Annotated in this window: 18 protein-coding genes and 1 tRNA gene; 7 read left to right on the top strand and 12 right to left on the bottom strand. The window is 59.4% G+C overall.

The genetic code is table 11. The features are described from left to right. Positions 1-91 precede the first annotated feature (91 nt). The 3 genes from fdhD to GAO09_RS17635 all read left to right on the top strand — a co-directional run bounded on the left by fdhD (position 92) and on the right by GAO09_RS17635 (position 2932). Entirely contained in the window at positions 92-916 is an 825-nt protein-coding gene (gene fdhD / locus GAO09_RS17645; protein WP_410769186.1) for a formate dehydrogenase accessory sulfurtransferase FdhD, read from the top strand. Then, positions 906-1196 carry a formate dehydrogenase subunit delta gene (locus GAO09_RS17640; protein ID WP_153355380.1) on the top strand — a complete coding sequence of 97 codons (291 nt, stop codon included), beginning with the start codon at positions 906-908 and terminating at the stop codon, positions 1194-1196. The genes fdhD and GAO09_RS17640 overlap by 11 nt, the downstream gene beginning before the upstream one ends. A gap of 77 nt (positions 1197-1273) precedes the next feature. After that, positions 1274-2932, top strand: a complete 1659-nt coding sequence (locus tag GAO09_RS17635; protein ID WP_153355378.1) for an OFA family MFS transporter — start codon at positions 1274-1276, stop codon at positions 2930-2932. Positions 2933-3009: 77 nt separating this feature from the next. Here GAO09_RS17635 and GAO09_RS17630 read toward each other — a convergent pair whose 3' ends face one another. The 6 genes from GAO09_RS17630 to GAO09_RS17605 all read right to left on the bottom strand — a co-directional run bounded on the left by GAO09_RS17630 (position 3010) and on the right by GAO09_RS17605 (position 15115). Next, the gene (locus GAO09_RS17630; protein WP_153355376.1) at positions 3010-4794 is read right to left on the bottom strand and encodes a methyl-accepting chemotaxis protein; all 1785 of its coding nucleotides are present in this window, start codon (positions 4792-4794) and stop codon (positions 3010-3012) included. Between the two features lie 235 nt (positions 4795-5029). After that, positions 5030-5509 carry a chemotaxis protein CheW gene (locus tag GAO09_RS17625; RefSeq protein WP_153355374.1) on the bottom strand — a complete coding sequence of 160 codons (480 nt, stop codon included), beginning with the start codon at positions 5507-5509 and terminating at the stop codon, positions 5030-5032. A 220-nt stretch (positions 5510-5729) separates the two neighbouring features. After that, the gene (locus tag GAO09_RS17620; protein WP_153355372.1) at positions 5730-11828 is read right to left on the bottom strand and encodes a translocation/assembly module TamB domain-containing protein; all 6099 of its coding nucleotides are present in this window, start codon (positions 11826-11828) and stop codon (positions 5730-5732) included. Positions 11829-11877: 49 nt separating this feature from the next. Beyond that, the gene (locus GAO09_RS17615; RefSeq protein WP_209018756.1) at positions 11878-13809 is read right to left on the bottom strand and encodes an autotransporter assembly complex protein TamA; all 1932 of its coding nucleotides are present in this window, start codon (positions 13807-13809) and stop codon (positions 11878-11880) included. A gap of 209 nt (positions 13810-14018) precedes the next feature. Next, the gene (locus tag GAO09_RS17610) at positions 14019-14633 is read right to left on the bottom strand and encodes an acetate uptake transporter (RefSeq protein ID WP_153355368.1); all 615 of its coding nucleotides are present in this window, start codon (positions 14631-14633) and stop codon (positions 14019-14021) included. A gap of 215 nt (positions 14634-14848) precedes the next feature. Further along, positions 14849-15115: a YMGG-like glycine zipper-containing protein gene (locus tag GAO09_RS17605; RefSeq protein ID WP_153355367.1), complete on the bottom strand. Its 267-nt coding sequence runs from the start codon at positions 15113-15115 to the stop codon at positions 14849-14851. A 323-nt stretch (positions 15116-15438) separates the two neighbouring features. On the opposite strand from GAO09_RS17605, the gene hemA reads away from it, so the two are divergent. Next, entirely contained in the window at positions 15439-16653 is a 1215-nt protein-coding gene (gene hemA / locus GAO09_RS17600; protein ID WP_153355364.1) for a 5-aminolevulinate synthase, read from the top strand. Between the two features lie 81 nt (positions 16654-16734). On the opposite strand, the gene dxr is transcribed toward hemA, so the two are convergent. Further along, positions 16735-17904, bottom strand: a complete 1170-nt coding sequence (gene dxr, locus GAO09_RS17595; RefSeq protein WP_153355362.1) for a 1-deoxy-D-xylulose-5-phosphate reductoisomerase — start codon at positions 17902-17904, stop codon at positions 16735-16737. 138 nt (positions 17905-18042) lie between these two features. Between dxr and GAO09_RS17590 the strand changes: the two genes are divergently transcribed. After that, positions 18043-19275, top strand: coding sequence for an FAD-dependent oxidoreductase (locus GAO09_RS17590; RefSeq protein WP_153355360.1), 1233 nt, complete (start codon positions 18043-18045; stop codon positions 19273-19275). Positions 19276-19296: 21 nt separating this feature from the next. On the opposite strand, the gene GAO09_RS17585 is transcribed toward GAO09_RS17590, so the two are convergent. Both GAO09_RS17585 and GAO09_RS17580 read right to left on the bottom strand, forming a co-directional pair. Further along, positions 19297-19373, bottom strand: a tRNA-Arg gene (locus GAO09_RS17585). A gap of 73 nt (positions 19374-19446) precedes the next feature. Further along, a complete protein-coding gene (locus tag GAO09_RS17580) occupies positions 19447-20610 on the bottom strand; it encodes a M20 aminoacylase family protein (RefSeq protein ID WP_153355358.1) in 1164 nt (387 codons plus the stop codon). A gap of 208 nt (positions 20611-20818) precedes the next feature. Between GAO09_RS17580 and GAO09_RS17575 the strand changes: the two genes are divergently transcribed. Both GAO09_RS17575 and GAO09_RS17570 read left to right on the top strand, forming a co-directional pair. Continuing rightward, positions 20819-21871, top strand: coding sequence for a D-alanyl-D-alanine carboxypeptidase family protein (locus GAO09_RS17575; RefSeq protein WP_153355356.1), 1053 nt, complete (start codon positions 20819-20821; stop codon positions 21869-21871). A gap of 48 nt (positions 21872-21919) precedes the next feature. Continuing rightward, positions 21920-23101 (top strand): CobW family GTP-binding protein, encoded by a 1182-nt coding sequence (locus tag GAO09_RS17570; protein ID WP_153355354.1) that lies wholly within the window; start codon positions 21920-21922, stop codon positions 23099-23101. A gap of 3 nt (positions 23102-23104) precedes the next feature. Here GAO09_RS17570 and GAO09_RS17565 read toward each other — a convergent pair whose 3' ends face one another. From GAO09_RS17565 to GAO09_RS17555, 3 genes are all read right to left on the bottom strand, one after another. Next, on the bottom strand, positions 23105-23344 hold the full coding sequence (locus GAO09_RS17565) for a sulfurtransferase TusA family protein (RefSeq protein WP_153355352.1): 240 nt from the start codon (positions 23342-23344) through the stop codon (positions 23105-23107). 8 nt (positions 23345-23352) lie between these two features. Further along, a complete protein-coding gene (locus tag GAO09_RS17560) occupies positions 23353-24675 on the bottom strand; it encodes a L,D-transpeptidase family protein (protein WP_153355350.1) in 1323 nt (440 codons plus the stop codon). A 194-nt stretch (positions 24676-24869) separates the two neighbouring features. Further along, entirely contained in the window at positions 24870-25823 is a 954-nt protein-coding gene (locus GAO09_RS17555) for an acetyl-CoA carboxylase carboxyltransferase subunit alpha (protein ID WP_153355348.1), read from the bottom strand. Positions 25824-25849: the final 26 nt, after the last annotated feature.

The raw sequence follows: 25849 nt of genomic DNA, 5'->3' as shown, positions 1-25849 counted from the left end.
CGGCATCAAGAAACAGGAAGTGGCAGTCGAGAGACTACACCTTTCCGCGCACAGGATGCCTCTCATGTCGACCGCCGAACAGAACTCGAATATCCGCATTGCGCCGACCGCTGCCGCACCGCAGACGATTTTTCGCGATGGCTTGGTGCGCGAGGCTGTTCGGTCTGTTCCCGAGGAAGTGCCGATCGCCTTTTCCTATGGCGGTTCCAGTCATGCGGTGATGATGGGTACGCCGGCGGATCTGGAGGATTTTGCCACGGGCTTCAGTTTGACCGAGGGTATTATCGCGTCGCCGGCAGAGATCGAGGCGATCGAGCTTCTGCAGGAAGGCGACGGCATCGATGTTCAGGTGACATTGGCGGAAGACAAGGAGGACGCGCTTCGCGCCCGTCGCCGGCATATGGCGGGCCCGGTCGGCTGCGGTCTCTGCGGAATCGAGTCGATCGAGCAGGCCATTCGGCCGGTGCCGGATGTTTCCGCCGTGGAGATGCTTCTGTCTCCAGCGGACATCGCGACCGCCAGTTCCGCACTGAATGAGGCACAGCCGCTGCATGCGGAAACGCGAGCCGTTCACGGGGCAGGTTTTTTCATTCCCGGCGAGGGCTTGATCGCCGTTCGTGAGGATGTCGGCCGGCACAACGCACTCGACAAGCTCTCTGGCGCCGTTTTGCGCTCGGGACGTCAAGGACGTGATGGCGTGGTTGTCGTTACCAGTCGCATCTCGGTCGAAATGGTGCAGAAGGCGGCCATTCTCGGTTCGCCCGTCCTGATTGCCATTTCGGCGCCGACGGCGCTTGCCATCCGCACAGCAAATGCTGCCGGCATGACGCTGGTGGCCCTGTCTCGTGGCGAGGATTTCGAAGTCTTTACTCACCCCAACCGTATTCGATTCGAGGCTGAAACCGATGTCTCATGAAACAGATTTGAGCGACCAAAAACCTGAAAAACTGATTCGCATGGCAAATCAGATAGGTACTTTCTTTTTATCCCAGCCCAAAAATACCCAAATTGAGGGGGTGGCGACACATATCAACAAGTTTTGGGAGCCTCGGATGCGTCAGCAGCTTTTTGCCCATATCGATAATGGCGGCGACGGTTTAATGGCAATCGTCAAGGACGCGTCTGCGCTGATCCGCCGCACAGGGTGCGACGAAAAGGTGCAAGCTCAATTCCCGGCCCCGGGGGACACCGCATAAAGTCATGCGGCCGGGTGGGAGAGAGTTGGGCGTGTTCGTGACTTGAAACACTTATTTTCCCAGAGGGAGGAATGCGCATGGCAGTTGCATCAGCTGCGGGCGAAGCGTCCGCAGGCAATGCCGGTCTTCTCGACCGCGAACGCATTATCGCAAAACCAGGTTTTAATCGCTGGCTCGTACCGCCGGCAGCATTGGCAATCCATCTTTGCATCGGCATGGCTTACGGCTTCAGCGTTTTCTGGCTGCCGTTGACCAAGGCGCTCCCCGGCACGCCGGACGCCGCCTGCGCCAGCATGAATCTCGTATCGGCCCTGTTCACCACCGAGTGCAACTGGCGCGTTTCGGATCTTGGCTGGATCTACACCCTGTTCTTCGTTCTGCTTGGCTGTTCGGCTGCCATCTGGGGCGGCTGGCTTGAAAAGGTCGGTCCGCGCAAGGCTGGCTTCGTATCGGCTCTTTGCTGGTGCGGTGGTATTCTCGTTGCCGCTCTCGGCGTCATGACCCATCAGCTCTGGCTGATGTGGGTCGGTGCCGGTGTCATCGGCGGTATCGGCCTCGGCCTCGGTTACATTTCCCCGGTCTCGACCCTGATCAAATGGTTCCCTGACCGTCGTGGCATGGCAACCGGCATGGCCATCATGGGCTTCGGTGGTGGCGCCATGATCGGTGCACCGCTTGCCAACCTGCTGATGAACTTCTTCAAGACGGATGTATCGATCGGTGTATGGCAGACGTTTGTGGTTATGGCCGTCATCTACTTCGTCTTCATGATGGGCGGCGCTTTCGGCTACCGCATCCCGCCGGCCGGCTGGCGTCCGGAAGGCTGGACACCTCCGGCTTCCAAGTCGACCATGATCACCAGCAAGCATGTCCACCTGCGCGATGCGCACAAGACGCCGCAGTTCTGGCTGATCTGGGCCGTTCTCTGCCTGAACGTCTCCGCTGGTATCGGTGTTATCGGCATGGCTTCGCCGATGCTGCAGGAAATCTTCGCCGGTTCGCTGATCGGCCTTCCTGACCTGACCTTCTCGCAGCTTGACGCTGGCCAGAAGACACAGATCGCAGCGATTGCCGCCGGTTTCACCGGTCTGATTTCGCTGTTCAACATCGGTGGCCGTTTCGTCTGGGCATCGCTGTCGGACAAGCTGGGTCGCAAGAATACCTATTACACGTTCTTCATCCTCGGCATCATCCTCTACACGCTTGCTCCGACCTTTGCCGACATGGGCAACAAGGCACTCTTCGTGCTGGCCTTCGGCATCATCCTGTCGATGTATGGCGGTGGTTTTGCCACGGTGCCGGCCTATCTTGCCGACATCTTTGGCACGCAGTTCGTCGGCGCCATCCATGGCCGTCTGCTGACCGCATGGGCAACCGCCGGCATTCTTGGCCCGGTCGTCGTCAACTACATCCGCGAAGCGCAGATCAGTGCAGGTGTTGCACCGGGTCCGGAACTTTATACCGGCACGATGTACATCCTTGCCGGCATGCTGGCTCTCGGTCTCGTTGCCAACTTCCTGGTGCGCCCGCTTGGTGACAAGTGGTTCATGTCGGACGAAGAAGTTGCTTCGCTGCAGGCCAAGACGGCTGCTGCCAACTCTGGCCCGACCGGCTCGTTCGGTATCGGCACCGGTGGTCTCGACGCCAAGGCTGTATTTGCCTGGGCCGTTGTCGGTATCCCGCTTCTCTGGGGTGTCTGGACGACGGTGAAGAGCAGCTTCGCGCTGTTCGGTTGATCATTCGACTTCTGGTGAGAATACTAAAAAGGGCAGCTTCGGCTGCCCTTTTCCGTTTGTTCAAGATGTGAAGACGATCAGAAATCTTCCCAGCCATCGTCGGAAATGGCAACCGCCTGGCCGCCCTGGACAATGCGTGCTGTCGGGCGCGTGGTTGCTGCGCGGGTGTGAACCGCTGGAGAAGCGTGCCTTGCCAAAGGTGCGGCGCTGGCCGGGCCTGTGGCGCGGCCGATGCGGAACTGCTGTAGCAGACGTCGCAGGTTCTCCGCCTCCGAGGAGAGGGAATGGCTGGCGGCCGTGGTCTCCTCCACCATGGCGGCATTCTTCTGTGTGGCCTGGTCCATGACGTTGACCGCCTGGTTGATCTCCTTGAGGCTCGCGGATTGTTCTCGGGATGCCTCGACGATCGCTGCCACATTCGTGTGGATGCCCGCGACCTGATCGACGATCTCGCCGAGTGCCGAGCCGGTCTGCCCGACGAGACTGACGCCGTTGGAAACATAGCCGCTGGATGCGTTGATCAGCGTCTTGATCTCCTTGGCGGCGGTCGCGGAGCGCTGTGCCAGTTCGCGCACTTCCTGCGCAACGACGGCAAAACCCTTACCGGCTTCGCCTGCGCGCGCGGCTTCAACGCCCGCATTCAGTGCCAGAAGGTTGGTCTGGAAGGCGATTTCGTCGATGACGCTGATGATGTTGGTGATCTCGCCGGAAGACTTCGAAATCTGATCCATAGCGGCGATGGCGTCGCGGACGATCTGGCCCGATTGCTCGGCATTCTGCTTGGTGAGCGTGACCAGACGGCCGGCTTCATCAGCGCGGTGGCTGGAATCTGTAACCGTTGTGGTGATTTCTTCCAGCGCTGCGGCTGTTTCTTCCAGCGAGGCGGCTTGCTGCTCGGTGCGTCTGGCGAGATCATCGGATGCGCCGGCGATTTCACCCGAGGCAGCCGCGATGCCGGATGCATTCTCTGCCACCGTCTGCATGGCCGCACGCAGTTTTGCCACCACTTCGTTGAAATCCTGGCGGGTGGCTTCCATGCTGGGTACGAACGTCATGTCGAGGCGCTGCTCGAGGTCGCCATCGGCGAGTGCCTTCAGGCCATTGCCGAGGCTGTTGATGGCACTCATGCGGGGGGTGACGTCGGTGGCGAATTTCACCACCTTGTAGACCTGCCCCTTGAGGTTACGGATCGGGTTATAGGCCGCCTGAATCCAGATCTCCTTGCCGCCCTTGCCAAAGCGCACGAACTCATCGGCGATGAATTCACCCGAGGCAAGCTTTTGCCAGAATGCAGTGTATTCGGGCGATGCGGCATAGGCTGCGTCGCAGAACATGCGGTGATGCCGGCCCTTGATCTCGGAAAGGGCGTAGCCTAGCCCCTGGCAAAAATTGTCATTGGCATCGAGGATTTCGCCCTGTGGCGTAAATTCGATGATGGCTTGTGAATGGGAAATGGCCGAAAGTTTTGCCGCGTCCTCGGTGGCTCTCGCCTTGGCAGCCGTGATGTCGGCGGCGATCTTGATGACCTTGACCGGTTTGCCTCCACGAAGGACCGGATTGTAGGAGGCCTGGATCCAGATTTCCTCACCCGCCTTGGTGTGGCGCTTGTATTCGCCGGCATCAAATTTGCCAGAACCGAGATTGGTCCAGAACTGACGGTATTCCGCCGTTGCCGCATAGGCCGGATCACAGAAGATGCGATGATGCTGGCCCTTGATTTCTTCCAGCCGGTAACCGAGCGCCCGGCAGAAATTCTCGTTAGCGTGGAGAATGTTACCTTGAAGGTCGAACTCGATAATCGCCTGTGATCTGGATAGTGCGTCGACAACCTGCTGTGCGCCTGACGTGCCAAGTCCGAACATTCTTCGCTCCCAAGGGCCTATGCGTTTTCGTCGGTCCGTCTAACGGCAGGCGAATACAACCGGCGATTCATCTCAGGGTTAATTTAGACATTTAAAACTTAATAATAAATTGAAACAAAGTGAACGCTGCTCACAATATTTCGCGAGATCTGAACAAGGGGTTCTCCGGGCCATGAATCAAAAAGGCCACCGCAGTGGGTGGCCTTTTTTATTTCCATGTCGCTTGGATCGCTGATCAGGCTGCGAGGTCTTCGGCCTCGGTGCCCTTGAACATCTTGGCGAGGTTCAGGAAGCAGATCATGCCGTTCTCATTGGCGATCACGCCTTCGGAGAATGATTTGTCGAAGGAGGCGGACACTTCTGGAACCGGCTGAACTTGGCTCGCCGAAATCGTCAGGATGTCGGACACGCGGTCGACCAGCATGCCGATGACCATGTTGTGCACTTCTGCAACGACGATGGCGCTGCGCTCGTTGGCAACCGTGCTCTTCATGCCGAGCTTGTAGGCAAGGTCGATGATCGGGATGACCGAGCCGCGCAGATTCATGACGCCGATGACGTCTGCCGGTGCGTGCGGGATCGGCGTCGACGGTGCCCAGCCGCGGATTTCGCGGATGGTCGTGGTCTTCACGCAGAATTCCTGATCGTGCAGACGGAACGCGATGATTTCCAGGTTCTCATCGCCGTAGCTTACGGAATTCACCATCGTAGCCATTGAAACTCTACCCCATTGCCCTGTGCTGGACGGGAGCGGATGCATCGAAATGGATGCTCGCGACCGTTGCCGAAAAACCTTCTCGCCGAACGCACGGGATGTGCTGTCGATCGATTCGAAGATTACTGTAGGGGAAGAGTATTTCTTAAATCTAAACCGACCGCCAAAAGGCGGCGCGGAATCAGCCGGTTAGCCGGTACTGATGGATAACCGGACCCGATCAGTATTCCTTTTCGTAAAATACACCGGCCGAACCGCCATCGCCGCCGGCACCGGCCTTAAGCTTTACGCCGCGTCCGACGTCCAGATTGATGGTGGCGCGTGCACCGGCCTTGCCGCCCTGTTCCAACTGCAGATAGGTGCGGTCGTTGATATAGCGGCCGACCGAGACAGTCGTCTGGCCGCTTGAATCCGTGTTGATGTCGAGGTCATCGACGCCGAGATTGGCGCGCAGCGTATCGAGCAGCGAGTTGGAGCCGCCGCCGGCCAGCTGGCTGACGGCATCCGCCAACTGGGCGATCTGCAACGGCGACAGCTTTGACATGGACTGACCGAAGACGAGGCGGGCCAGAACCTCGTCCTGCGGCAGGGCAGGGGAGGAGGAGAAGCTGATATCCGGGTCGTTGGCGACACCCACCACATTGACCGTGATGGTGGTCTGCTGCGAGCTGGTATTGGCTTCCATGTCCAGAACCGGGATCAGGCCGCCGCCGAAGGTGATCTTGCCTTCGGTGAAGTCCAGACGCTTGGTGAGAATGATGATGCGGCCACGGCGCATCTCGAAACCGCCGGATACATTCGGCGCTGCCGAAGTGCCGGTTACCTTTAACTCGCCGCCAAGCTCCGCATCAATGCCGCGACCGCGCACAAAAATGCCGCTGGGCGCACTGATGACGAGATCGAGGCCCAAAGCCGAAGAACTGCCGCTGCCACCCTTGGGCTGGATTTCCGCCATCTGACGGCGGACATCGGCCGGCGCATTCTTCTGCTTGATGTTGAGTTCAGCCAGAGAGGACGGAAGTTTGGCCGGAACGGTGATGGACGTTTTCGACAGGCTCAGGCGGCCGCCGAGGATGGCATTGGTCAGAAGTGGGCCTTTGACCGTCAACTGACCATCTGCGGTCGAAGCGAGAAGCTGGCCGTCGACGTAAGTGGCCTTGGCAAGCGTTACCGTCAGATCGGCCGGCAGGCCGGCTGCCGGATTGATGCCGATCGTGCCCTGTGCGGAAACGGTGCCGCCGGTCGACAGGTTCGCAGTGACCGATGAGAGTGTTGCCTGATCGCGGTTGAAGGCAATGTTTGCGGCAAGGTTTTCAAGAGCAAGGTTGCGGCGTACATCGATCAGCCGCGCGCCGGATGTGCTGGCCGAACCTGTGACCAGCGGTGCCGTCACTGTCCCGCCGACATTCACATCGATATTGCCGTTGCCTTCGAGCACAAAACCCTGACCGGCAAGCTGCGCGCCGAGAAGTGCGAAGGGCACGCCACCATTGATCTTCATGTTGAGCGGGCGGTTGCCGGAAAGACCAACAGAACCGTTTCCGGAAATGGCCAAGCCGGATTGACCGGAAAGGCGAGTATCGACGGTGACGGTGTTGTTTTCGAAACGGCCATTGGCGGCAATGCGGAAGGGGGCAAGGCCGGCGGAGCGGGTCTGGGCGACGGCTGCATCATCCCAGGCGAGATTGAACTGCACGCCTGGGGTGGAGGCGTTATTGAGCGCGGTGATCTTGCCGGTGATCTTGCCGCCGGCATCGAGGCCCGGCACAAAGCCGTTGGCAAGGCTTGCAGGCAGCGCATTGATATCTGCATTGACGTCGAGAACAGGTCCAGCTTTGCCGCCGAGTACGACACGACCACCTGCCGTCAGCGACATGCCTTGCGGGCCGGTGAGACGCGTTTCAGCCAGGTTCAGCGTGTTGTTCTCGAAGTTGCCGGCTGCCTTCAGGTTCATGCCGGAAATGCCGGCCGCGCCCTGACGGCGGATTTCCGCATCATTCCATTGCAAGTCGTAACGGAGGGCTGGTGCCGCCATCGTGCCCTTCGCCGTTGCCGAACCGGTGATGTTGCCACCGGTCTGGATACCCGGGAGAAAGGCGTTTGCAAGGCTTGCCGGCAGTGATGCGACATTGGCGCTTACGTCGAGCGGACGTTCGCCCACTAGGCTGACGGAGCCCTTCGCATCTAGCGCTACGCCTGACGGTCCGGAGAGCTTGACGCTTTCAAGATTGGCTACGCCCTTTTCGAATGTTCCTGCAGCATTCAACTGAAGGGCCTGCAAACCTGCGGCGCGTGTCTGGCGCAGAGCAAGATCGTTCCAGCGCAGGTCATAACGAATGGCCGGTGCTTCTGTCGTGCCGGTGGAGGTAACCTTGCCGGCAATGATACCGCCAGCATCAAGGCCGGGGACGAACCCGTTGGCGAGGCTTGCGGGCAGGGCAGCAATATCGGCATTGACGTCGATAGCAGGAGCGCCTGAGGCTCCGTTCAGGACAACGCGGCCGGTTGCCGAGGCGGACAGGCCACCCGAGCCGGTCAGACTGGTCTCTTCAAGTGTTGCGGTGCCGTTCTCGAAATTGCCCTTGGCCTTCATCTGCAGGGCAGAAACATTGGCTTGTCGTGTCTGGCGTGTCGCGATTTCGGTGGTGCCGAGATCGTAACGGAGGTTTGGCTTGTCGATGGTTCCGGAAGCCGTCACGGAACCGTTGACGGCGCCGCTGGCTTCAAGGTCGGGACGGAACACGTTGGCAAGCGCGACCGGAACGGAAGCGAGGTTGGCGGTCACATCCAGCTTGCGGTCACCGGACAAGGCTGCATTGCCGCGTGCGGTCAATGACAGGCCCTGTGGTCCGGTGAGATCGGCTGTCTCCAGCGTCACTGCCTGATTTTCGAGCCGTCCCTTGAGGCGAGCCTGAAGGCCACTCAACGAGGTTGGACCTGTTCCGATCGCAAGATTGCTGCCGGTGAGATCAACGACAGCACTGGGAGCGGCAAGATTGCCGGTGGCATTGACCGTGCCGGAGATCGAGCCTGCCGCATTGAGGTTCGGACTGAAGGCGTTCGCGAGTTTTGCGGGCAGAGCGGAAATGCTGCCCTCGATTGCCAGCGGTCGGTCGCCGGCAAGGTCGAGCCAGCCTTTGGCCGCGACTCCAAGATCCTGGCCGGAGCCGGAGAGGTCGTCGAGCACGACGCGATTGTTCTCAAACCTTCCCTCGACAGTGACGGCAAGTGGACCGATGGCGGCTTGTCGGGTCTGTTTGACGGCTGCGTCGCGAAGCGAAAGATCGAAAACGGCCACAGGCGCCGAAAGGCTGCCAGTGACCTTCGCCGATCCGGAAATAGTGCCGGCTGCATCCAGGTCGGGCTGAAATCCATTGGCAAGCTTTGCCGGCAGCGCACCGATCTCTGCATTCACATTCAGGCCGGGACCGCCATCCTTCAGGCCTACGGAACCATTTGCGCTGAACGAAAGGCCGTCTGGATTGGTGAGGCGCGTTGTGCCGAGCGTGACGATATTATCCTGAAGCTGGCCATTGGCCTCGATCAGGAAAGGTGCAACGCCTGCGGCCTTTGTCTGGCGAAGTTGCGCATCACTCCATTGCAGGTCGTAGCGCACCACCGGTGCCGCCGCGGTTCCCGTTGCCTCGATCTTGCCGGTAATAGCCCCGGCGGCATCGATATTAGGGACAAAGGCATTTGCAAGCGTTGCCGGAAGCGTGGTCACGGTTGCCGTAAGATTAAGATTGTTGCCCGCCTGACCGTCCAGAACCACGCGACCATTGCCGGCATTGATGGTGAGTGCGGACAGAGCCACAGCGCCGTCTGCAATGGCAATCTGCGAAGGACGAGCCAGCGCCACGTCGATGCCGCGCGGTTTCGCCGTGAAGCGGTCGATGGCGACCGTCATGCCACGTTCGCTCGGCGTCAGCGAGCCGGCGCTCGAAAGCGGTGCATCGTCGAACTGGGCAGATAGATCAAACAGCGTGGCGGCATCGTTGCGGCAAATGCCGAGCGCGACATCTTTCAGCGTCTGCGCGCCGACGCCGATGCTGGCGGCCCGGATGGTGCCCTCGGCGGTCAGTGCCCTGATGTCCGGCAGCGTCATGTCGACCGATGGTGATGCAACGGTAATACCACCGCGGGCGAGCGAATTGCCGGTTGCCTTGATGGCGACTGAAGGCGTTTCTCCCGCATTGACGAAATTGACCGTACCCTTCAAATCGCCCTGTGCCTGCTGGCCTGCAAACGAGGCGAGAAGTGCAAGATCCGGGAAATCGAATTCAAGATTGCCCTGCGGCAGGAACTGCTGCGAAAAATCCAGCGCTCCGGTCAGCTTGTTGGGTCCGACATTGACCTGCATGTTCGATGTCGACAGGCGATTGCTGACATAGGCGACATCCGAACCTGCATCGATCTGCTTGCCATCGATACGAGTGTTCAGGCCGATGCGGCCGCGGGGCGATGCGGGGTCTGCGGTGCCGTCAACATTGACGCTGAAGGCTTCGATCAGGCGGCCGGCGACGCGGGCTTCCGCCGAATTGATCACGCCCTTGACGTTCATGGCGGAAAGCGGACCGGTTGCGGCAATGTCGTAACCGGCGGCGCCCTTGGCATCCGGTCGGAACTTGCCGATATCCGGCATGCGGCCGGCAAGTCGCGCATCGATCTTCTGGTCTTCGATGACGATATTGCCGTGACCATCGATGGTACCGGAGCGGATCGTCAGGTTTTCCAACGCCATCCGTCCGCCGATGACAGCATTGACATAGGCTTCGGCGCCGATCGATTCCGAAAACTTTCCGGAAAGTGCCGGCGGCAATGCGGCCGGGTTTGCTGTCATGCGGATATTGCCGGTGACAGCCTGTTTGGAAAGATCGTAAGCGCCGCTGATCGTGCCGTTGAGATTGGAGCTTTCAAGCGTTGCTGCATCAAGGCCGATCGCCGGAAGTGCAAGGCGAATCGGAGCATCCAGCGTCAACGGTGCGCGAAGGACACGGTCCAAGTCGGAATTGGTGAAGGCTGCACGCGCGATGGTAAGTCGGCTACGGATGCTGCCGGCGCGCTCGACGAGATCGAGATCCTCGCTTTCAGCCTGCAGGCGAACCTGCTCGAACCGGCCCTGCGGCAGGTCGGCGGAGCGAATGGCGGCCGTCGCATTGAAGCGGGCAGAAGTTGCCGCGCCCGTCAGCGTGAAATTGACATTGTCGATCGAAAGGCGAGCCTGCTGGTTCTGCTGCAGCGGCCAGTTGATGGCGATCGGGCCGTTGGCGCCGGCAACGCTGGCAGTCAGGCTGTTGTCCCCCTTCTGATCGAGCGCGCCAGAAGCCGAAACCTTTACGGTGCCGGTGCTGATATTACCCTTGTCGATGTCGATACGATCTCCGCCGCCGAAGCGTGTGGCGACATCAATGGCCGTCAGGCCGCTGAAGAAGGGTCGAACTGCCGGCGGCAGCATTTCCTGCAACTGGCCGCCGCCCGTCAGTTCCAAACGATGGCGTCCGGTGTCGGTGAGCGTGTGTTTGCCGTTGATGCTGATGACGGGGGCACCGTCGACATTGCCATCCAGTTGACCGGTCCAATTGGACAGCGGGCCGCTGCCGTCAAGCGCCATGGCCACTGCGGGATTGCCGGGCAGACGGAGCAGGCGGGCGATCAGGCCACCCTGTGGTTCGGCCACTGACGCCTGAAGTTTCAGTTCGTTCTGTGCAGGAGCGTAGACGATATCGGCCTTTGCCATGGCATCCGGCAGATCCTGGCGATGGGCCGCGAAGTTCAGGCCAACCCGTTCCGATGTCGCATCAATCGCGCCATGGGCGGCAATGGAAAAATCGCGCCCGGCAAGGGCTTCGGCAAGCCGGATGTCGGGAAGCTCAAGCCGGTCGATTTTCAATTCAACCGGGAGCGAAAATCCGCTGCCGCTGTTCGTTGTCGTCTCGACTGGCGTGTCGCTCTCTATCGGCGAACGGGTCAGAGAGATGGACTGGATGGCAATCCGTTCGGCATGGAATTTCGCGGTCAGCAGCGCAAGCGGCGACCAGTCGACGGCGATGTTCCGGATTTCGCCAAAGGTTCCTTCTCGGTCGGCGAGGGTGACACCTTCGATGCGCAGGCGGCCGGACAAAACGCCTTTCAGACGAGAGATCTTAACTGTCTGGTCGGGGGTCGAAACAAGTGACGAAATGGTGTCTGCGGCCATACGTCCGCCGACGGGTACCAACCCGACAAACAGGATAACGGCGATGGCCAGGACGAGCAGAATCGCAACGACACCGGCGACGGCGCGCATGACCCACTTCATCAGGCGAAACAATACTGTCATCGAACGCGATCAGACCTTTCCACTTGCCCTTCGGGCTCGCTGCATTCTCTTAGAACGACTGCCCTATGCCTGCATAGATGCCGTATGAACTGCCACCTTCATATCGATCAAGCGGCAGCGCGAAATCGATACGTAACGGCCCGAAAGGTGTCGCATAACGAAGTCCTATCCCGGCACCCATGCGGATATCCGAGAAATCGGGCACGATTTCGGTCGCTACCGTACCGACATCCAAAAACGGCACAATTCCGATCGAGTCGGTAATTTTTATACGCGCTTCCAAAGACGTTAACATGTATGAGCGCCCGCCAAGCGCTTCGTCATCGCTGTTGTAAGGCGAGATTTCGCGATAGGAATAACCTCGCACCGATCCGCCACCACCTGCATAAAAGCGTCTTGTGGCCGGTATACTTGCCAAACCATCTCCACCGACCAGAGTTCCTGCGCCGAGTTTGGCGGCAAGGACGACGCGATCCTCTTGACCGAGCCCGAGATAGCCTGAGATCGAACCTTCGAATGACGAAAACACGGTCCCGTTCAATGCCTCGTAGCTCGGCTTGGCCGAAAGAGTGCCGTAATAACCTTCGGTCGGGTCGAGCTTGTTGTCGCGCGCGTCGCGTTCATAGGAGACCGGCAGGCTGAAAGTCAGGTAATCGTTGTCGCCGTAGACATCGTGTGTCTGTGTGTAGGCGACTTCGCCGCCGCCGGTGAATTTGTCCTGATCCGTCAGTTCATAGGTGAACTGGCCGAGTGCCGTGACCGATTCGGCGTCGTAGGTGTCGTAGTTTTCCGTCTTTGCTTCCACGCTCGCATCGAACGTGACCTGCGGCAGGAACATGCCCGGCTTCTTGAAATAGACGCCGGCGCGATAGTTGAGATCGCCGACATCGGTGCCCTCAGTCGAGCCGAGACCGGAAACCTCTCCTTCGACACGCAGCGATTCAGCCTGACCGAACAGGTTGCGATGACCCCAGTAACCGGACAGGCCACCGCCATCGAGCGATGAATATTCGGCACCAAAACCGAAATAGCGGAATTTGCCTTCCGACACTTCGATAGAGAGGGGTATGGAACCATCCGGCGCCAGCGCCTTGTCTTCCTGAATGGTCAGGCTGGAGAACACGCTGAGTTCGCGAAGGCGATCGGCTGCCTTCTTCATCTGATCCGGCGAATATTGCTTGCCCTGATCGAGGCGCGAATAACGGCGGATGAAATCCGGATTGACCGCACGCGCCCCTTTCACCGTCACGCTGCCGAATGGCGCGACCGGGCCGCCACGCGCGTCAAGCGTCACGTCCACCTTGTTGGTGGAATGATCCGCCACGACCTCGCGCGTTGTCAGTTCGGCCAGCGGTTTGCCTTGGTTTTTCAGGTCGCGAACGATCGTTTCACCTGCCTTGATGATCAGGCGTGATCCGGCCTTGCCATCGGGAACGAGATCGTATTCTGCCGGATCAAGCCCGGCGGTGTCGCCCAGCATGGTGATCTTGCCGAGCGTGAACGCAGGGCCCGGTTCGACCGAAACCGTAACAGGCACCGGCTTGCTGCGATCGAATGTGGGATTGGGCGGCAACCGGTCGATATCCTGTCCGTCAATGGTGATGTTGACGATACCGCCGTATCGAGCTTCCTCGTAGAGTACCGCCACAAGCCGGTCGCGATCCTCGCGGGCCTTGATGACGATACCGAGATCACCGGAGACCGGATTGTCCTTGTCGGTGACGAGAGATGCGGCATTTTCCAGCCGTTCTTCGAGGTCGCTGTCAGCATTCGCGGCCTGGAAGGTGACATCGTATTTCACAGGGTCGATCACCTCGACCTCGTCCTTGTCGCCCTCGAACAATGTCAGTCCGAAAATCTTGAGGGCATGCGCCTCCGGAACAAGCACAGGCAAGCTTGTCGTCGCCAATGCGAGCGCCAGTACGGTTGCGCCTCGGTAAGCAAAGCGGGTGACCGGTGCCGAATGGAGGCGTTTCTGCAGTGCTTTTATGTTTACGCCCTCACCGGTCTTTGCCGTTTGTCTCAGATGCTAATTTATTCGCAAAAACAGGGGCAACATATGTCTTTTAATGAGCCAGGTCGAATCTTTCCGTAAAAAATTCAGGGGCGTTGGGCGTTAGGTGTTGCTCAATCGCCTCGCATTTTGGGGCAGGTGGACCGCGTCACCCATCGAGGACGCGGTCTGTGTTCTCAGCCGATCATAGGCTTGCCAACGGGCAGGACGTCGCGCCCAAAGGCATCCTTATAGATCGTGTGGGCCATCACATAGAGAGCCAGCACGCCGCAGAGCATCAATTCATATCCGGCGATAACATTGAAGACTGCCGGTCCGAAATGGCCGATGACGAGCAGGATGAAACCGGTCAACAAAGTGATGAAGACGAGGCCCAACCCCGCATTGGCCCGCATTGCTCCAGGTGTCATGACAGCGGTGTAAATCGTCCAGATAACCAGGAACCAGCCGATATCGGCATGGCTGACCGGGAACAGACCGGTCGCATTGCCGATCTGGATCAGGCAAAGCGCGATCCAGAAGCAGCCATAGGAGGTGAATGCCGTATAGCCGAAATTATTGCCGATTTTTCCCTCATGCAGGCCGGCGATGAGTTGGGCGAGGCCACCGAAAATCAGTCCGGTCCAGATGACGGGGCCGAGCGAAGCCCATCCGACGTTGTGAAACTGGAGAAGGATGGTGGTCATGCCGAAGCCTGCGAGGCCGACCACGGCTGGGTTGCCATGTGTTGCGTGGGGGTGGGCGACGGGTTCTGCCGCACTAATCTGCTCGTGTGATGGGCTGGCGTTCATGCGATATCTTTCCTTGGAGTGGCGTTTGTGCTGCCATTCCGGGCGGATATGCGCAGCGCCTGACGGCCACCGCTCGCTAAGCCAGATAGTGTGATTTGAGATTGATTTTCACCAATCTGCGGCGAACAGCCTCAATATCGGGCGGTGGACCGCAGACGAGAAAAAAGCCCGGGGATTGCTCCCCGGGCTCTGATTCTAATGGCTGTCCTATCGGCTCAATAACCGCCGCGCGGGCAACTGTCGATGTAACGGCGGCCGTAGCGGTCTCGGTAATAGCACTGGCCGGGCTGTTCCGAGACATTGCCGATCACGGCACCGGCGACGCCGCCGATCGCGCCGCCGACTGCAGCACCACGAACGTTGCCGGTTGCCAGACCGCCAATCACGGCGCCGGAGGCAGCGCCAATGCCGGCGCCCTTTTCAGTCTGGGTGCAACCTGCCAGCGACAGGCCGGCCAGAGCGAGGACCATCAGTTTTTTCATAACTCTCTCCACTTCATTGAAGACGGCTGCAGGGAGTGATCTCGCCTCTCACCGCATCCCGCGAGCAGCATCGTCGCGAATAAGAATAGGATTCGACGGATATATGTCCAGACCGATGTGGTCGATCCGTTCTGGAAGCCCCTCACGAAATGCAATTCGTCAAAATTTGACATCGATCAATACAGGGGCGTATGGCCTCTCTATCGTTTGACTAGAACAGTTCAAAAAAGTGGGCCATTTGCCGCAGTGTCCTCTATTAGACATTGCTGGGGTTGACGGAAGAAAAGGCAGAACTCACAAAAGTGCAGGTTCTGGAGTTTGACATGGATTTCGAGGCATTTTTCAAGAACGAGCTGGACGGACTTCATCAGGAAGGCCGCTACCGCGTGTTTGCAGACCTTGAGCGCCAGCGCGGAAGTTTTCCTCGCGCGACGCACCACACGCCTGATGGTACGAAGGATGTCACCGTCTGGTGTTCCAACGATTATCTCGGTATGGGCCAACACCCCGCCGTTCTTGCCGCCATGCACGAAGCCATAGATCACTGTGGCGCGGGTGCGGGAGGCACCCGGAATATTTCTGGCACCACCCACTACCACGTTCTTCTGGAGCGCGAGCTCGCAGACCTGCACGGCAAGGAAGCCGGCCTGATCTTCAATTCCGGCTATATGTCGAACTGGGCAGCACTCGGCACGCTCGGCCAGAAGATCCCCGGCATGATCATCTTCTCCGATGCGCTGAACCATGCATCGATGATCGAAGGCATTCGTTACGCCAAGTGCGAGCGGGTGATCTGGAAACACAACGATCTTGCCGATCTGGAAGCCAAGCTCGCTGCTGCCGACCCGAATGCGCCGAAGATGATCGCGTTCGAGAGCGTCTATTCCATGGACGGCGATATCGCGCCGATCAGGGAAATCTGTGATCTCGCCGACAAATACGGCGCGATGACCTATCTCGATGAAGTCCACGCGGTCGGCATGTACGGTCCGCGCGGCGGTGGCATTGCCGAGCGCGAAGGCCTGATGGACCGCGTGACGGTGATCGAAGGCACGCTCGGCAAGGCATTTGGCGTGATGGGTGGTTACATCACCGCATCGACCGCGCTTTGCGATTTTGTCCGATCCTTCGCCTCCGGCTTCATCTTCACGACGGCTTTGCCGCCGGCGCTGGCCGCCGGTGCGATCGCCTCGATCCGTCATCTGAAGAACAGCCAGTTCGAACGCGCCCGCCATCAGGAACGTGTGCGAAAGCTGCGGTCCATGCTGGATGCCAAGGGCATTCCGCATATGCCCAACCCCAGCCATATCGTGCCGGTCATGGTTGGCGATGCCGCCAAGTGCAAGTGGATCTCCGATCTGCTGATGGATAATTGCGGCATCTACGTACAGCCGATCAACTATCCGACCGTGCCGCGCAAGACCGAGCGCCTGCGCATCACGCCGACGCCGTTGCATACCGATGCCGATCTCGAACATCTGGTCGATTCACTGCATCAGCTGTGGTCGCGCTGCGCATTGGCTCGCCACGTCGCATAAGGCCATCAAGGCATCGATAAAAACGAAAGGCCTGGTCATTGCTGATCAGGCCTTTTTGTTGTGTGGATACACGGAGCTTGGTTAGCCGATGTGCTGGGCGGCAAGGCGGCGGGCCTCGGTATCGGCGGCAAAAACGTCGTCCATGCTGGATGCCGCCGGCAATGTCGAAAGCTCGATCATGACCTTTTCTGTGAGGTCGGCCATGGTCAGGAATCCGGCGCGTCCGGCGATAAACGCTTCGAGCGCCACTTCCTTGGCACCGTTCAGCACCGCACCCTGAACACCTCCCCGCGTCATGGCCAGCCGTGCCAGTCGCAAGGCCGGAAAACGGGTCTCGTCCGGAGCCTCGAAATCCAGCCGCGACAGTTTTGCGAAATCCAGCCGTTCGATGGGTAGACTGGCGCGCTGCGGATATTGCAGGGCGTAACCGATGGCGGTGCGCATGTCGGGGCAACCGAGCTGCGCCAGAACCGAGCCGTCGGTGTAGCCCACCATCGAATGGATGATCGATTGCGGATGTACGATCACCTCCACCTGTTCGGGGGCAAGGCCAAACAGGTGTTTTGCCTCGATCATCTCCAGCGCCTTGTTGAACATTGAGGCGCTGTCGATTGAAATTTTTAAACCCATCGACCAGTTCGGGTGGGCGCGCGCGACATCAGCGGTCACGCCGGCCATCTGTTCGAGCGTGTAAGTTCTAAAGGGCCCGCCGGAGGCGGTGATGATCACCCGCTCCAGCGCATGCCGCTGGTTTTCTTCCAGAACCTGAAAGATGGCATTGTGCTCGCTATCCACCGGCAGCAGTTTTCCGCCGCCCTGTTTCACCGCCTCGACAAAAAGATCGCCGGCGGACACCAGGCATTCCTTGTTGGCAAGCGCGATATCGGCGCCTCGTTTCGCCGCCGCCAGCGTCGGGGCAAGGCCCGCCGTACCGACGATTGCCGCCATCACAAGGCCGGCATCCATCTCGGCCGCTTCAATGAGACCGCTGCGGCCTGCCGCAACCTCAATACCGGTTCCGGCAAGTGCGTCCTTGAGGTCATTGTAACGGTTTGCATCGGCCGTCACCGCTAGCTTTGCATTAAAGTTGCGGGCTTGTTCGGCCAGCAGGGCAATGTTGCTGCTACCTGTCAGCGCCGCCACTTCAAACGTCTCGCGACCGAGGTGTTTGACCACATCCAACGTGCTGACGCCAATCGAGCCCGTGGAACCGAGAACGGTGATGGAACGCGAATGCTGCGCCGATGCCATGAATTGTCCGCCTGCTTGTTATGTCGGCCGGTCTATCGCCGAATGGGCGTGGTCACAAGTCCCGTGGTTTTCGGCGCGGCAAGCGGGCGTGACAAAGCAATGGCTTGATCGGATCATGCCGGCGGTAGAAGGTGCGGCATGACCACCATCAATTCCGAATTTTCCGAACAGATAGAAACCACCTGCGCCATTGTCGGCGGCGGCCCGGCCGGGATGATGCTTGGCCTGATGCTGGCGCGATCAGGTGTCGATGTTGTGGTTCTGGAAAAACACGAGGATTTCCTGCGCGATTTTCGTGGCGATACGATCCATCCCTCGACGCTGGAAGTGATGCGCGAACTGGGACTCGATGAGGATTTCCTGCAACTGCCGCATACGAAGGCACCAAAACTGTCGGCTGAGATTGCGGGGAAGCAGATTACCATTGCCGATTTCTCGAAACTTCCGGTGCATCACAAGTTTATCGCCTTCATGCCGCAATGGGAGTTTCTGGACTTTTTGAGCCGCGAGGCAGCGCGTTACCCGAATTTCCGGCTGATCATGCAGGCGCGTGTGGAAGAGATTGTCGAAGAGCAGGGGCGTGTCGCTGGTTTGACCGCAACAGTACCGAACGGATCGCTGTCCATTCGCTCGCTCCTCGTTGTTGGTGCCGATGGCCGCAATTCGGTGGTGCGTGCCAAGGCCGGTCTGGAGGTCGAGAATTTTGGGTCTCCGAGCGAAGTCGTCTGGATGAAACTGTCCAAACAGCCGGGCGATCCGAACGAAACGATGGGCCATGCCGGACCGCGGCAGGGTTTTGTGCTGATCGATCGCGGTGATTACTGGCAATGCGGTTTCGTGATCCGACGCGGCACGTTTGCCGAAATGAAGGTGCGGGGCATCGAGGCGTTTCGCGAGACGGTGATTGCGGCGTCGCCGCTGCCGGCTGAGCGCATGCGGGAGATTATTGACTGGGATGACGTCAGCCTGCTGCAGGTGCGGATCGACCGGCTGAAACGCTGGTGGCGTCCAGGTTTATTGTGCATCGGCGATGCCGCGCATGCGATGTCGCCGATCGGTGGCGTGGGTGTGAACCTCGCCATTCAGGATGCGGTGGCTGCCGGCAATCTCTTGGCCGAACCGCTGAAATCCGGTGGTTTGGCCGACAGTGATCTGGCGGCCGTCGAGGCGCGCCGCAGTTTTCCGACCCGCGCCACGCAAAAATTGCAGCTGATGATGCGAAGTTCACGCCGCACGGATCAGGGAAACGAGAAAAAACGCAAAGGCCCGCCGGCCTTTATTCGCGGCATCGCGCGTTTTCCGCTGCTGTCGCATCTGGCGGGGCGGTTGATCGGCCTTGGTTTCCGCATGGAGCATGTGCGGCGGCGATAAGTTCGCAATTCAAAAGAGGAATGGTGATCCCGACTGGATTCGAACCAGTGGCCTCGAGATTAGGAATCTCGCGCTCTATCCTACTGAGCTACGGGACCACTCAAAGTCATCCATACAAAAGGCCGGGCCGCAAGCCAAGCCCCTTTTATGGCGAAGGCGTCTTGTGTCGCGTCAGTCGGTCAGCCGTTGTTCCGCAAGCTTCGCCCAGAAGGAAACGCCGTGGGCGATCGCTTCGTCGTTGAAGTCGTAAGCCGGGTTGTGCAGGCCGGCGCTGTCGCCATTGCCGATGAAGATGAATGCGCCGGGGCGGGCGTTGAGCATGAAGGAAAAATCCTCGCCGGCCATCATCGGATCTGTGTCGGCATCGACGTTTTTCGGACCGGCAATGGCTGTGGCGGCTTCGGCCGCATAAAGCGTTTCCGTATCGTGGTTGATCGTCACCGGGCAGGCGCGCTCGTATTCGAATGTTGCCGTCGCGCCATGGGCGGATGCGATGGTTTCCACCAGCTGGCGCAGGCGCTCCTCGGTAAAATCGCGCACTGATTCATCGAGCGTGCGCACCGTGCCTTCGAGTTCCGCCGTTTCGGGGATGATGTTGTGGGTCGTGCCCGCCTGAAAACGCGTGACGGAGACGACGACCGAGCGCAGCGGGTTGATGTTTCGTGCTGCAATCAGCTGGATGTTACTGACGATCTGCGCGCCGATGGCGATCGGATCGACCGTGTTGTGCGGTTCGGCGGCGTGGCCGCCACGGCCGGTAATGGTGATGGAAAACTTGTCCGGCGCGCCCATGATGGCGCCCTTGCGGATGGCGAACTGACCAAGCGGAATGCCTGGACGGTTGTGCATGCCATAAACTTCATTGATGGAAAAACGCTCCATCATGCCGTCATTCACCATGGCTTCTGCACCGCGACCGCCTTCTTCGGCCGGCTGAAAGATCACTGCCAGCGTACCGCTGAAATTGCGAGTTTCGGCCAGATATTTCGCAGCGCCCAGCAGCATGGCGGTGTGGCCGTCATGGCCGCAGGCATGCATCTTGCCGGCGGTTTTGGACGCCCATTCGGCACCGGTGATTTCGGTCAGCGGAAGAGCGTCCATGTCTGCGCGAAAACCGATCGTGCGGCTGCCGGGGTTCTTGCCGCGAATGATGCCGACCACGCCGGTGCGGCCGATGCCGGTCACCACTTCGTCGACACCGAATTCCTTCAGCTTTTCGGTGACGAAATTGGCGGTATGCTCGACCTCGTACAGAATTCCCGGATTTTCATGGATATGACGGCGCCAGCCGGTTACTTCATCCTGCATTTCGGCGGCTCTGTTCAAGATCGGCATCCGGTATCCATTTCGCTTGTCTGCACGGTATGTGACTCCCGATACCATATTGCGCTGCGGAATTGACGGAATCAACGATCTTTGCCATTGCTAGGCCATAGTGGTCGAATAACGGCCATGCTCGTCACGCCCAAGATTGTACGAGGACGACCCCTTGCATAAAGCGAAAACTGCTCTGCCGCTCGCATCGAGATCGATCGGAGCCCTGATGGCTTTTTCGGTGTTGTCCGCCGGTTTTGCTTCGGTGGCGATGGCCAATCCGAAAATGGTGGTCGATGTGCGCACCGGTCGGGTGATCAGCCATACCGAAGCGTTCCGCAAATGGTATCCGGCGTCGCTGACCAAGCTGATGACGGCTTATGTCACCTTTCGCGCCATCAAGGGTGGACGGCTGAGCCTCGATAGTGTCGTGACGATGAGCAAGCGGGCGGCCGACCAGCCTGCCAGCAAGATGTATTTCAAGGCGGGCACCCGTCTGACGCTCGACAATGCGCTGAAGATGACGCTGGTAAAGTCCGCCAATGACATGGCGGTTGCCGTGGCCGAGACCGTCGGCGGTTCGCACGAGCAGTTCGTGGCGATGATGAATTCCGAAGCAGCAAGGCTCGGCATGAATTCGACGCGGTTTATCAACCCGCACGGTCTGCCGGGCGAGGGCCAGTATACGACGGCGCGTGACCTTGCGATCCTGACGGTGCAGTTGAAACGGGAGTTTCCGGAATATGCCGGTTATTTCTCGATCGAAGGTATCGATGTCGGCAAGAAACAATACGCCAATTTCAACATGCTGATCGGCCGTTTCGATGGTGCCGACGGCATGAAGACCGGCTTTATCTGCGCTTCGGGTTTCAACCAGATCGGCTCGGCGACCCGCAATGGGCGTTCGGTCGTCACCGTCGTACTCGGTTCCGATAGCCTTGCCGGCCGTGCCGATGATACCGCCAATCTTTTGCAGGCAGGCCTGACGGCCGGGCCCAATCAGGGCACGCCGCTCGGCTCGCTGGCGCCTTATGGCGACACCGCGCAAGTCAACAATATCAGCGCCGAGATTTGTAACCCCAAGGCCGCCAAGATGCGCAGTGAAACGCGCGACGAGGCAGGCCGCATGATCACCCATTCACCCTATATTCGCGAACTGTCGCACCCGATCGTCTATACCCCCGCCGTTCCCATGGCCGGGACGGAAGCGGTTGCATCGACCACCGGCGCAGGACAGTTCGCCAACGTGCCGATCCCGATCCCGCGTCCGAGCACTTTCTGATTGCGGTGATCTGGCCGCGGCCTCACAAGCCAGCCAGAAAGTATGCCCATGTCCATCCTGCGCGACCGTATTCCGGTTTCCATCCTCACCGGTTTTCTCGGTGCCGGCAAATCGACCCTGCTCAACCGTATCCTGAAAGATCCGGCGACCAAGGACACGGCCGTCATCATCAACGAATTCGGCGAGGTGGGGATCGACAATCTGCTCGTTGAATCCTCCAGGGATACACTGCTGCAACTGTCCAATGGTTGCCTGTGCTGCACCATTCGCGGTGAGCTGGTGGACACGCTGGCGACGCTGATCGACCAGGTGCAGACGAAAAAGCTGCAGCCGATCCGACGCGTGGTCATCGAAACGACAGGCCTTGCCGATCCGGCGCCGGTCATGCAATCGGTGATGGGCAATCCGGTCATTGCCCAGAATTTTGAACTCGACGGCGTGATTACCGTGGTCGATGCCGTCAATGGCCTGTCCACGCTCGATCGTCACCCGGAAGCGGTAAAGCAGGCGGCAGTGGCTGACCGGCTGATCATTTCCAAACAGGGCATGGCCGATGCCGATGTGGTGGCAGCGCTGAAGGCGCGGCTTGCGGTGCTCAATCCGCGTGCACCGATGATCGATGGCGATAGTATCGATGCGGGTACGGCGGTGATCCTTGCCAATGGTCTCTATGACCCGGAAACCAAGATTGCCGATGTCGGCCGCTGGCTGCGCGACGAGATGGCGACCGATCACCATGATCATGCCCGTCATGATCATCATCACGGCCACCACCATCATGATCACGAGCACCACGCGCACGATAAGCACGAGCATTCACATCATGACCACCACCATGATGTGAACCGGCATGGTGACGATATCCGATCCTTCTCGATGATCCACGACAAGCCGATCTCGCCGATGGCAATCGAAATGTTCGTCGATTTGCTGCGCTCGGCGCATGGTGAAAAACTGTTGCGCATGAAGGCGGTCGTGGCGCTGTCGGACAATCCGGATCGCCCGCTGGTTCTGCATGGCGTGCAGAGCATCTTTCACAGGCCGGAACGCTTGGCAAAATGGCCGGAGGGCAGCGATCGTCGCACCCGCATGGTGCTGATTACCCAAGGCATGCCGGAAGCCTTCGTGAAGGATCTTTTTGCCGCCTTTACCGGCGAACCGCGGGTGGATCGTCCCGATCGTGTGGCACTGGAGGATAATCCGCTCGCCGTGCCTGGCCTGAAACTCTGAGACTCAGGCCACAGTCCCTTTGCGGATCAGAAAACGGTGACCGTGCTCGGTCTTCTCTGAGGACAGGACGGTATGGCCTTCTTCCCGGCAAAAATGCGGGATGTCGATGCCGGCCAGTGGATCACTGGTTTCGATGAGGAGATCGTCACCGACGCGCATGTCCTTCATGCGCCGGCGCGTTTTCAGCACCGGCAACGGACATTTCAGGCCTCGGAGATCATAGACGGTGCCGGTATCGCCCATGCGGGCGACTACCAGAGCTTCCAGAACGGCTTTTTGGATTCCGGCTCGGGGGCAGGGGCCTGCGCATAAGCCAGTGGGTTCTGTGCCGGAACCGGGATTGCGCCGGTCGTGGTTGTGCCGTCACGGGCGGTCTTGGCCGCAGTGTTGGTCTGCGCGATGGCGGTGTCGGCAACGGCCGGTGCGCCACGGCGCTTCTGCGCTTCGGCTTCCATCACGGCGGCAGCGCTGGTGCGCGGCGTTGCCTGCGCGCCTGCCGAACCATCTGCCGGAGCGGATGCAACGAGCGGGCCGGCCGGCTTGGAGCCACCGCCCATGCGCGACGCCATCATCTTTTCGAACTCGCCCTGCTTCATCAGCTTGCCGGCTTCCAGTGAAGAGCCGGTCGGCGCATAAGCCAGTTCGCGGCCCTTACGCTTGTCGGCAACGACCGCCTTGCGTTCAGCTTCACTCGGCTCGTACCAGACCATGCCGTCAAGCTTGTTGATGGCCTTGGTGTAGGCGAGATCGTAATTCTTCTCGTAGGAAGACAGCGCCACGTTAAGCGCCGGCGGCGTCGACATGGTCGGGCAAGCGCCACCCGGCGTGAAACCGCCGCTGGCCTGCTGGTTGAAGACATATTTCTTCTCGCAGACATTCACTTCCGGCGGACGCTTGGTGACTTCGAAATTGTCGTAGCCGACCTTCAGCATCTTCCAGAATTCGAAATGTTCGCTGCTGCGATGGCGAGCCATGTTTTCCGCTGTCATGCGGAAGGGGAAGGCCTGCATCTGCACGGAAGTCTGGCCGCCCTTGAAGGCGTCGCGGGCAAATCCGTAGATTTCGAGGATCTGCTCGTCGGTCATCGAATAACAGCCGGACGACGAGCAGGCGCCATGGATCATCAGGTTCGAACCACTGCGCGCGTTGGCGGCGTCATAACGGTTCGGGAAGCCGGTGTTGATGGCGAGGTAATATTTGGAATTCGGGTTCAGGTGCGCCGGTGTCAGGCCATAAAAGCCTTCCGGCGCCTGGCGGTCGCCTTCCTTCACCTTGGGGCCGAGTTTGCCGGACCATGCACAGATCTGGTAGCTGGTCAGCTTGTCGAAACGGTTGTCCGCCTTCGCCTTCCAGATCTCGAGCACACCTTCTTCCTTGAAGATGCGGATCATGATCGGCGAGGTGCGCGGCATGTTTTTAGCCTGCATCTCGGCAACGATGCGTGACGACAGGGGCTGTTCGACCTTGTTCTTGACCTTGGATATATCGACGGTCGACGCCGAATCCAGCGTGTCATTGCAACCGGTCAAAACCGTGCCGACGAGAAGGGCGAGGGCGATGTGTTTCAGGCGCATCACGGACAACCACGTATTGCTAACGACACGAACAAAGCAGGCGAAAACCGGCTTCCTTATCCACTCTCAATAGAATGGTAATCTTTACATCTTCTTAACCGCATACGACGATGCCGACCGCAAATCAAGCGACCGGCATGGTCTAGCATAGCAATGTGACTGTCAATGCGGCGGTTTTCCGGTCGCTTCGACGTTTAAAGATTACGTCCGATCGCCAAAAATTTCTGGCGGCGTGCGTTGCGCACTTCCTCGCCGGAAAGCTGACCGAGTTCGGCCAGCGCCTTTTCGATGACATTGCCGGCGGCATTGATGACCGTTTCCGGCTCGCGATGGGCGCCGCCCAGCGGTTCCGCAATGATCTCATCGATGACGCCGAGGCCCTTGAGATCTTCAGCGGTGATCTTCATGTTGGTCGCGGCTTCGCGGGCGCGGGTGCTGTCGCGCCACAGGATAGAGGCCGCACCTTCCGGCGAAATCACCGAATAGATCGAATGTTCGAGCATGTAGACCTTGTTGCCGGTTGCAATCGCGATCGCGCCGCCGGAACCGCCTTCACCGATCACCAACGACACCATCGGCACTTTCAGGCCAAGGCACATTTCCGTCGAACGGGCGATCGCTTCCGCCTGGCCGCGCTCTTCAGCGCCAACGCCCGGATAGGCGCCGGCGGTGTCGATCAGCGAAATCACCGGCAGACCAAAGCGGTCGGCCATTTCCATGACACGCATCGCCTTGCGGTAGCCTTCCGGCCGGGCGCTGCCAAAATTGTGCTTGATGCGAGACTTGGTGTCGTGACCTTTTTCCTGGCCGATCAGCGCAACGGGCTGGCCACGGAAGCGGGCAAGGCCTGCCTGGATGGCGGCGTCTTCGCCAAAGGTGCGGTCGCCGGCGAGCGGCGTGAATTCGGTGAACAGGCCAGCGGCATAATCGACGAAGTGCGGACGCTGCGGATGACGCGCGACCTGTGTCTTCTGCCAGGCGGTGAGCTTGGAATAGATATCCTGGATCGCTTCACGAACGCGAATTTCGAGGCGCCCGATCTCGTCCGAGGTATCGATGCTCTCGTCTTCGGTTGCGAGCTTTTTCAGCTCGTGAATCTTGCCTTCGAGATCCGCGATGGGTTTTTCGAAATCGAGATAAGTCTGCATAAGAACCGTTTTCCGATCTTGCTGGC

Source organism: Endobacterium cereale, from assembly GCF_009617585.1.
Lineage (GTDB): Bacteria > Pseudomonadota > Alphaproteobacteria > Rhizobiales > Rhizobiaceae > Neorhizobium > Neorhizobium cereale.
The sequence above is the reverse complement of the archived record's forward strand: the minus strand, read 5'-3'. Positions and strand labels throughout refer to the sequence as shown.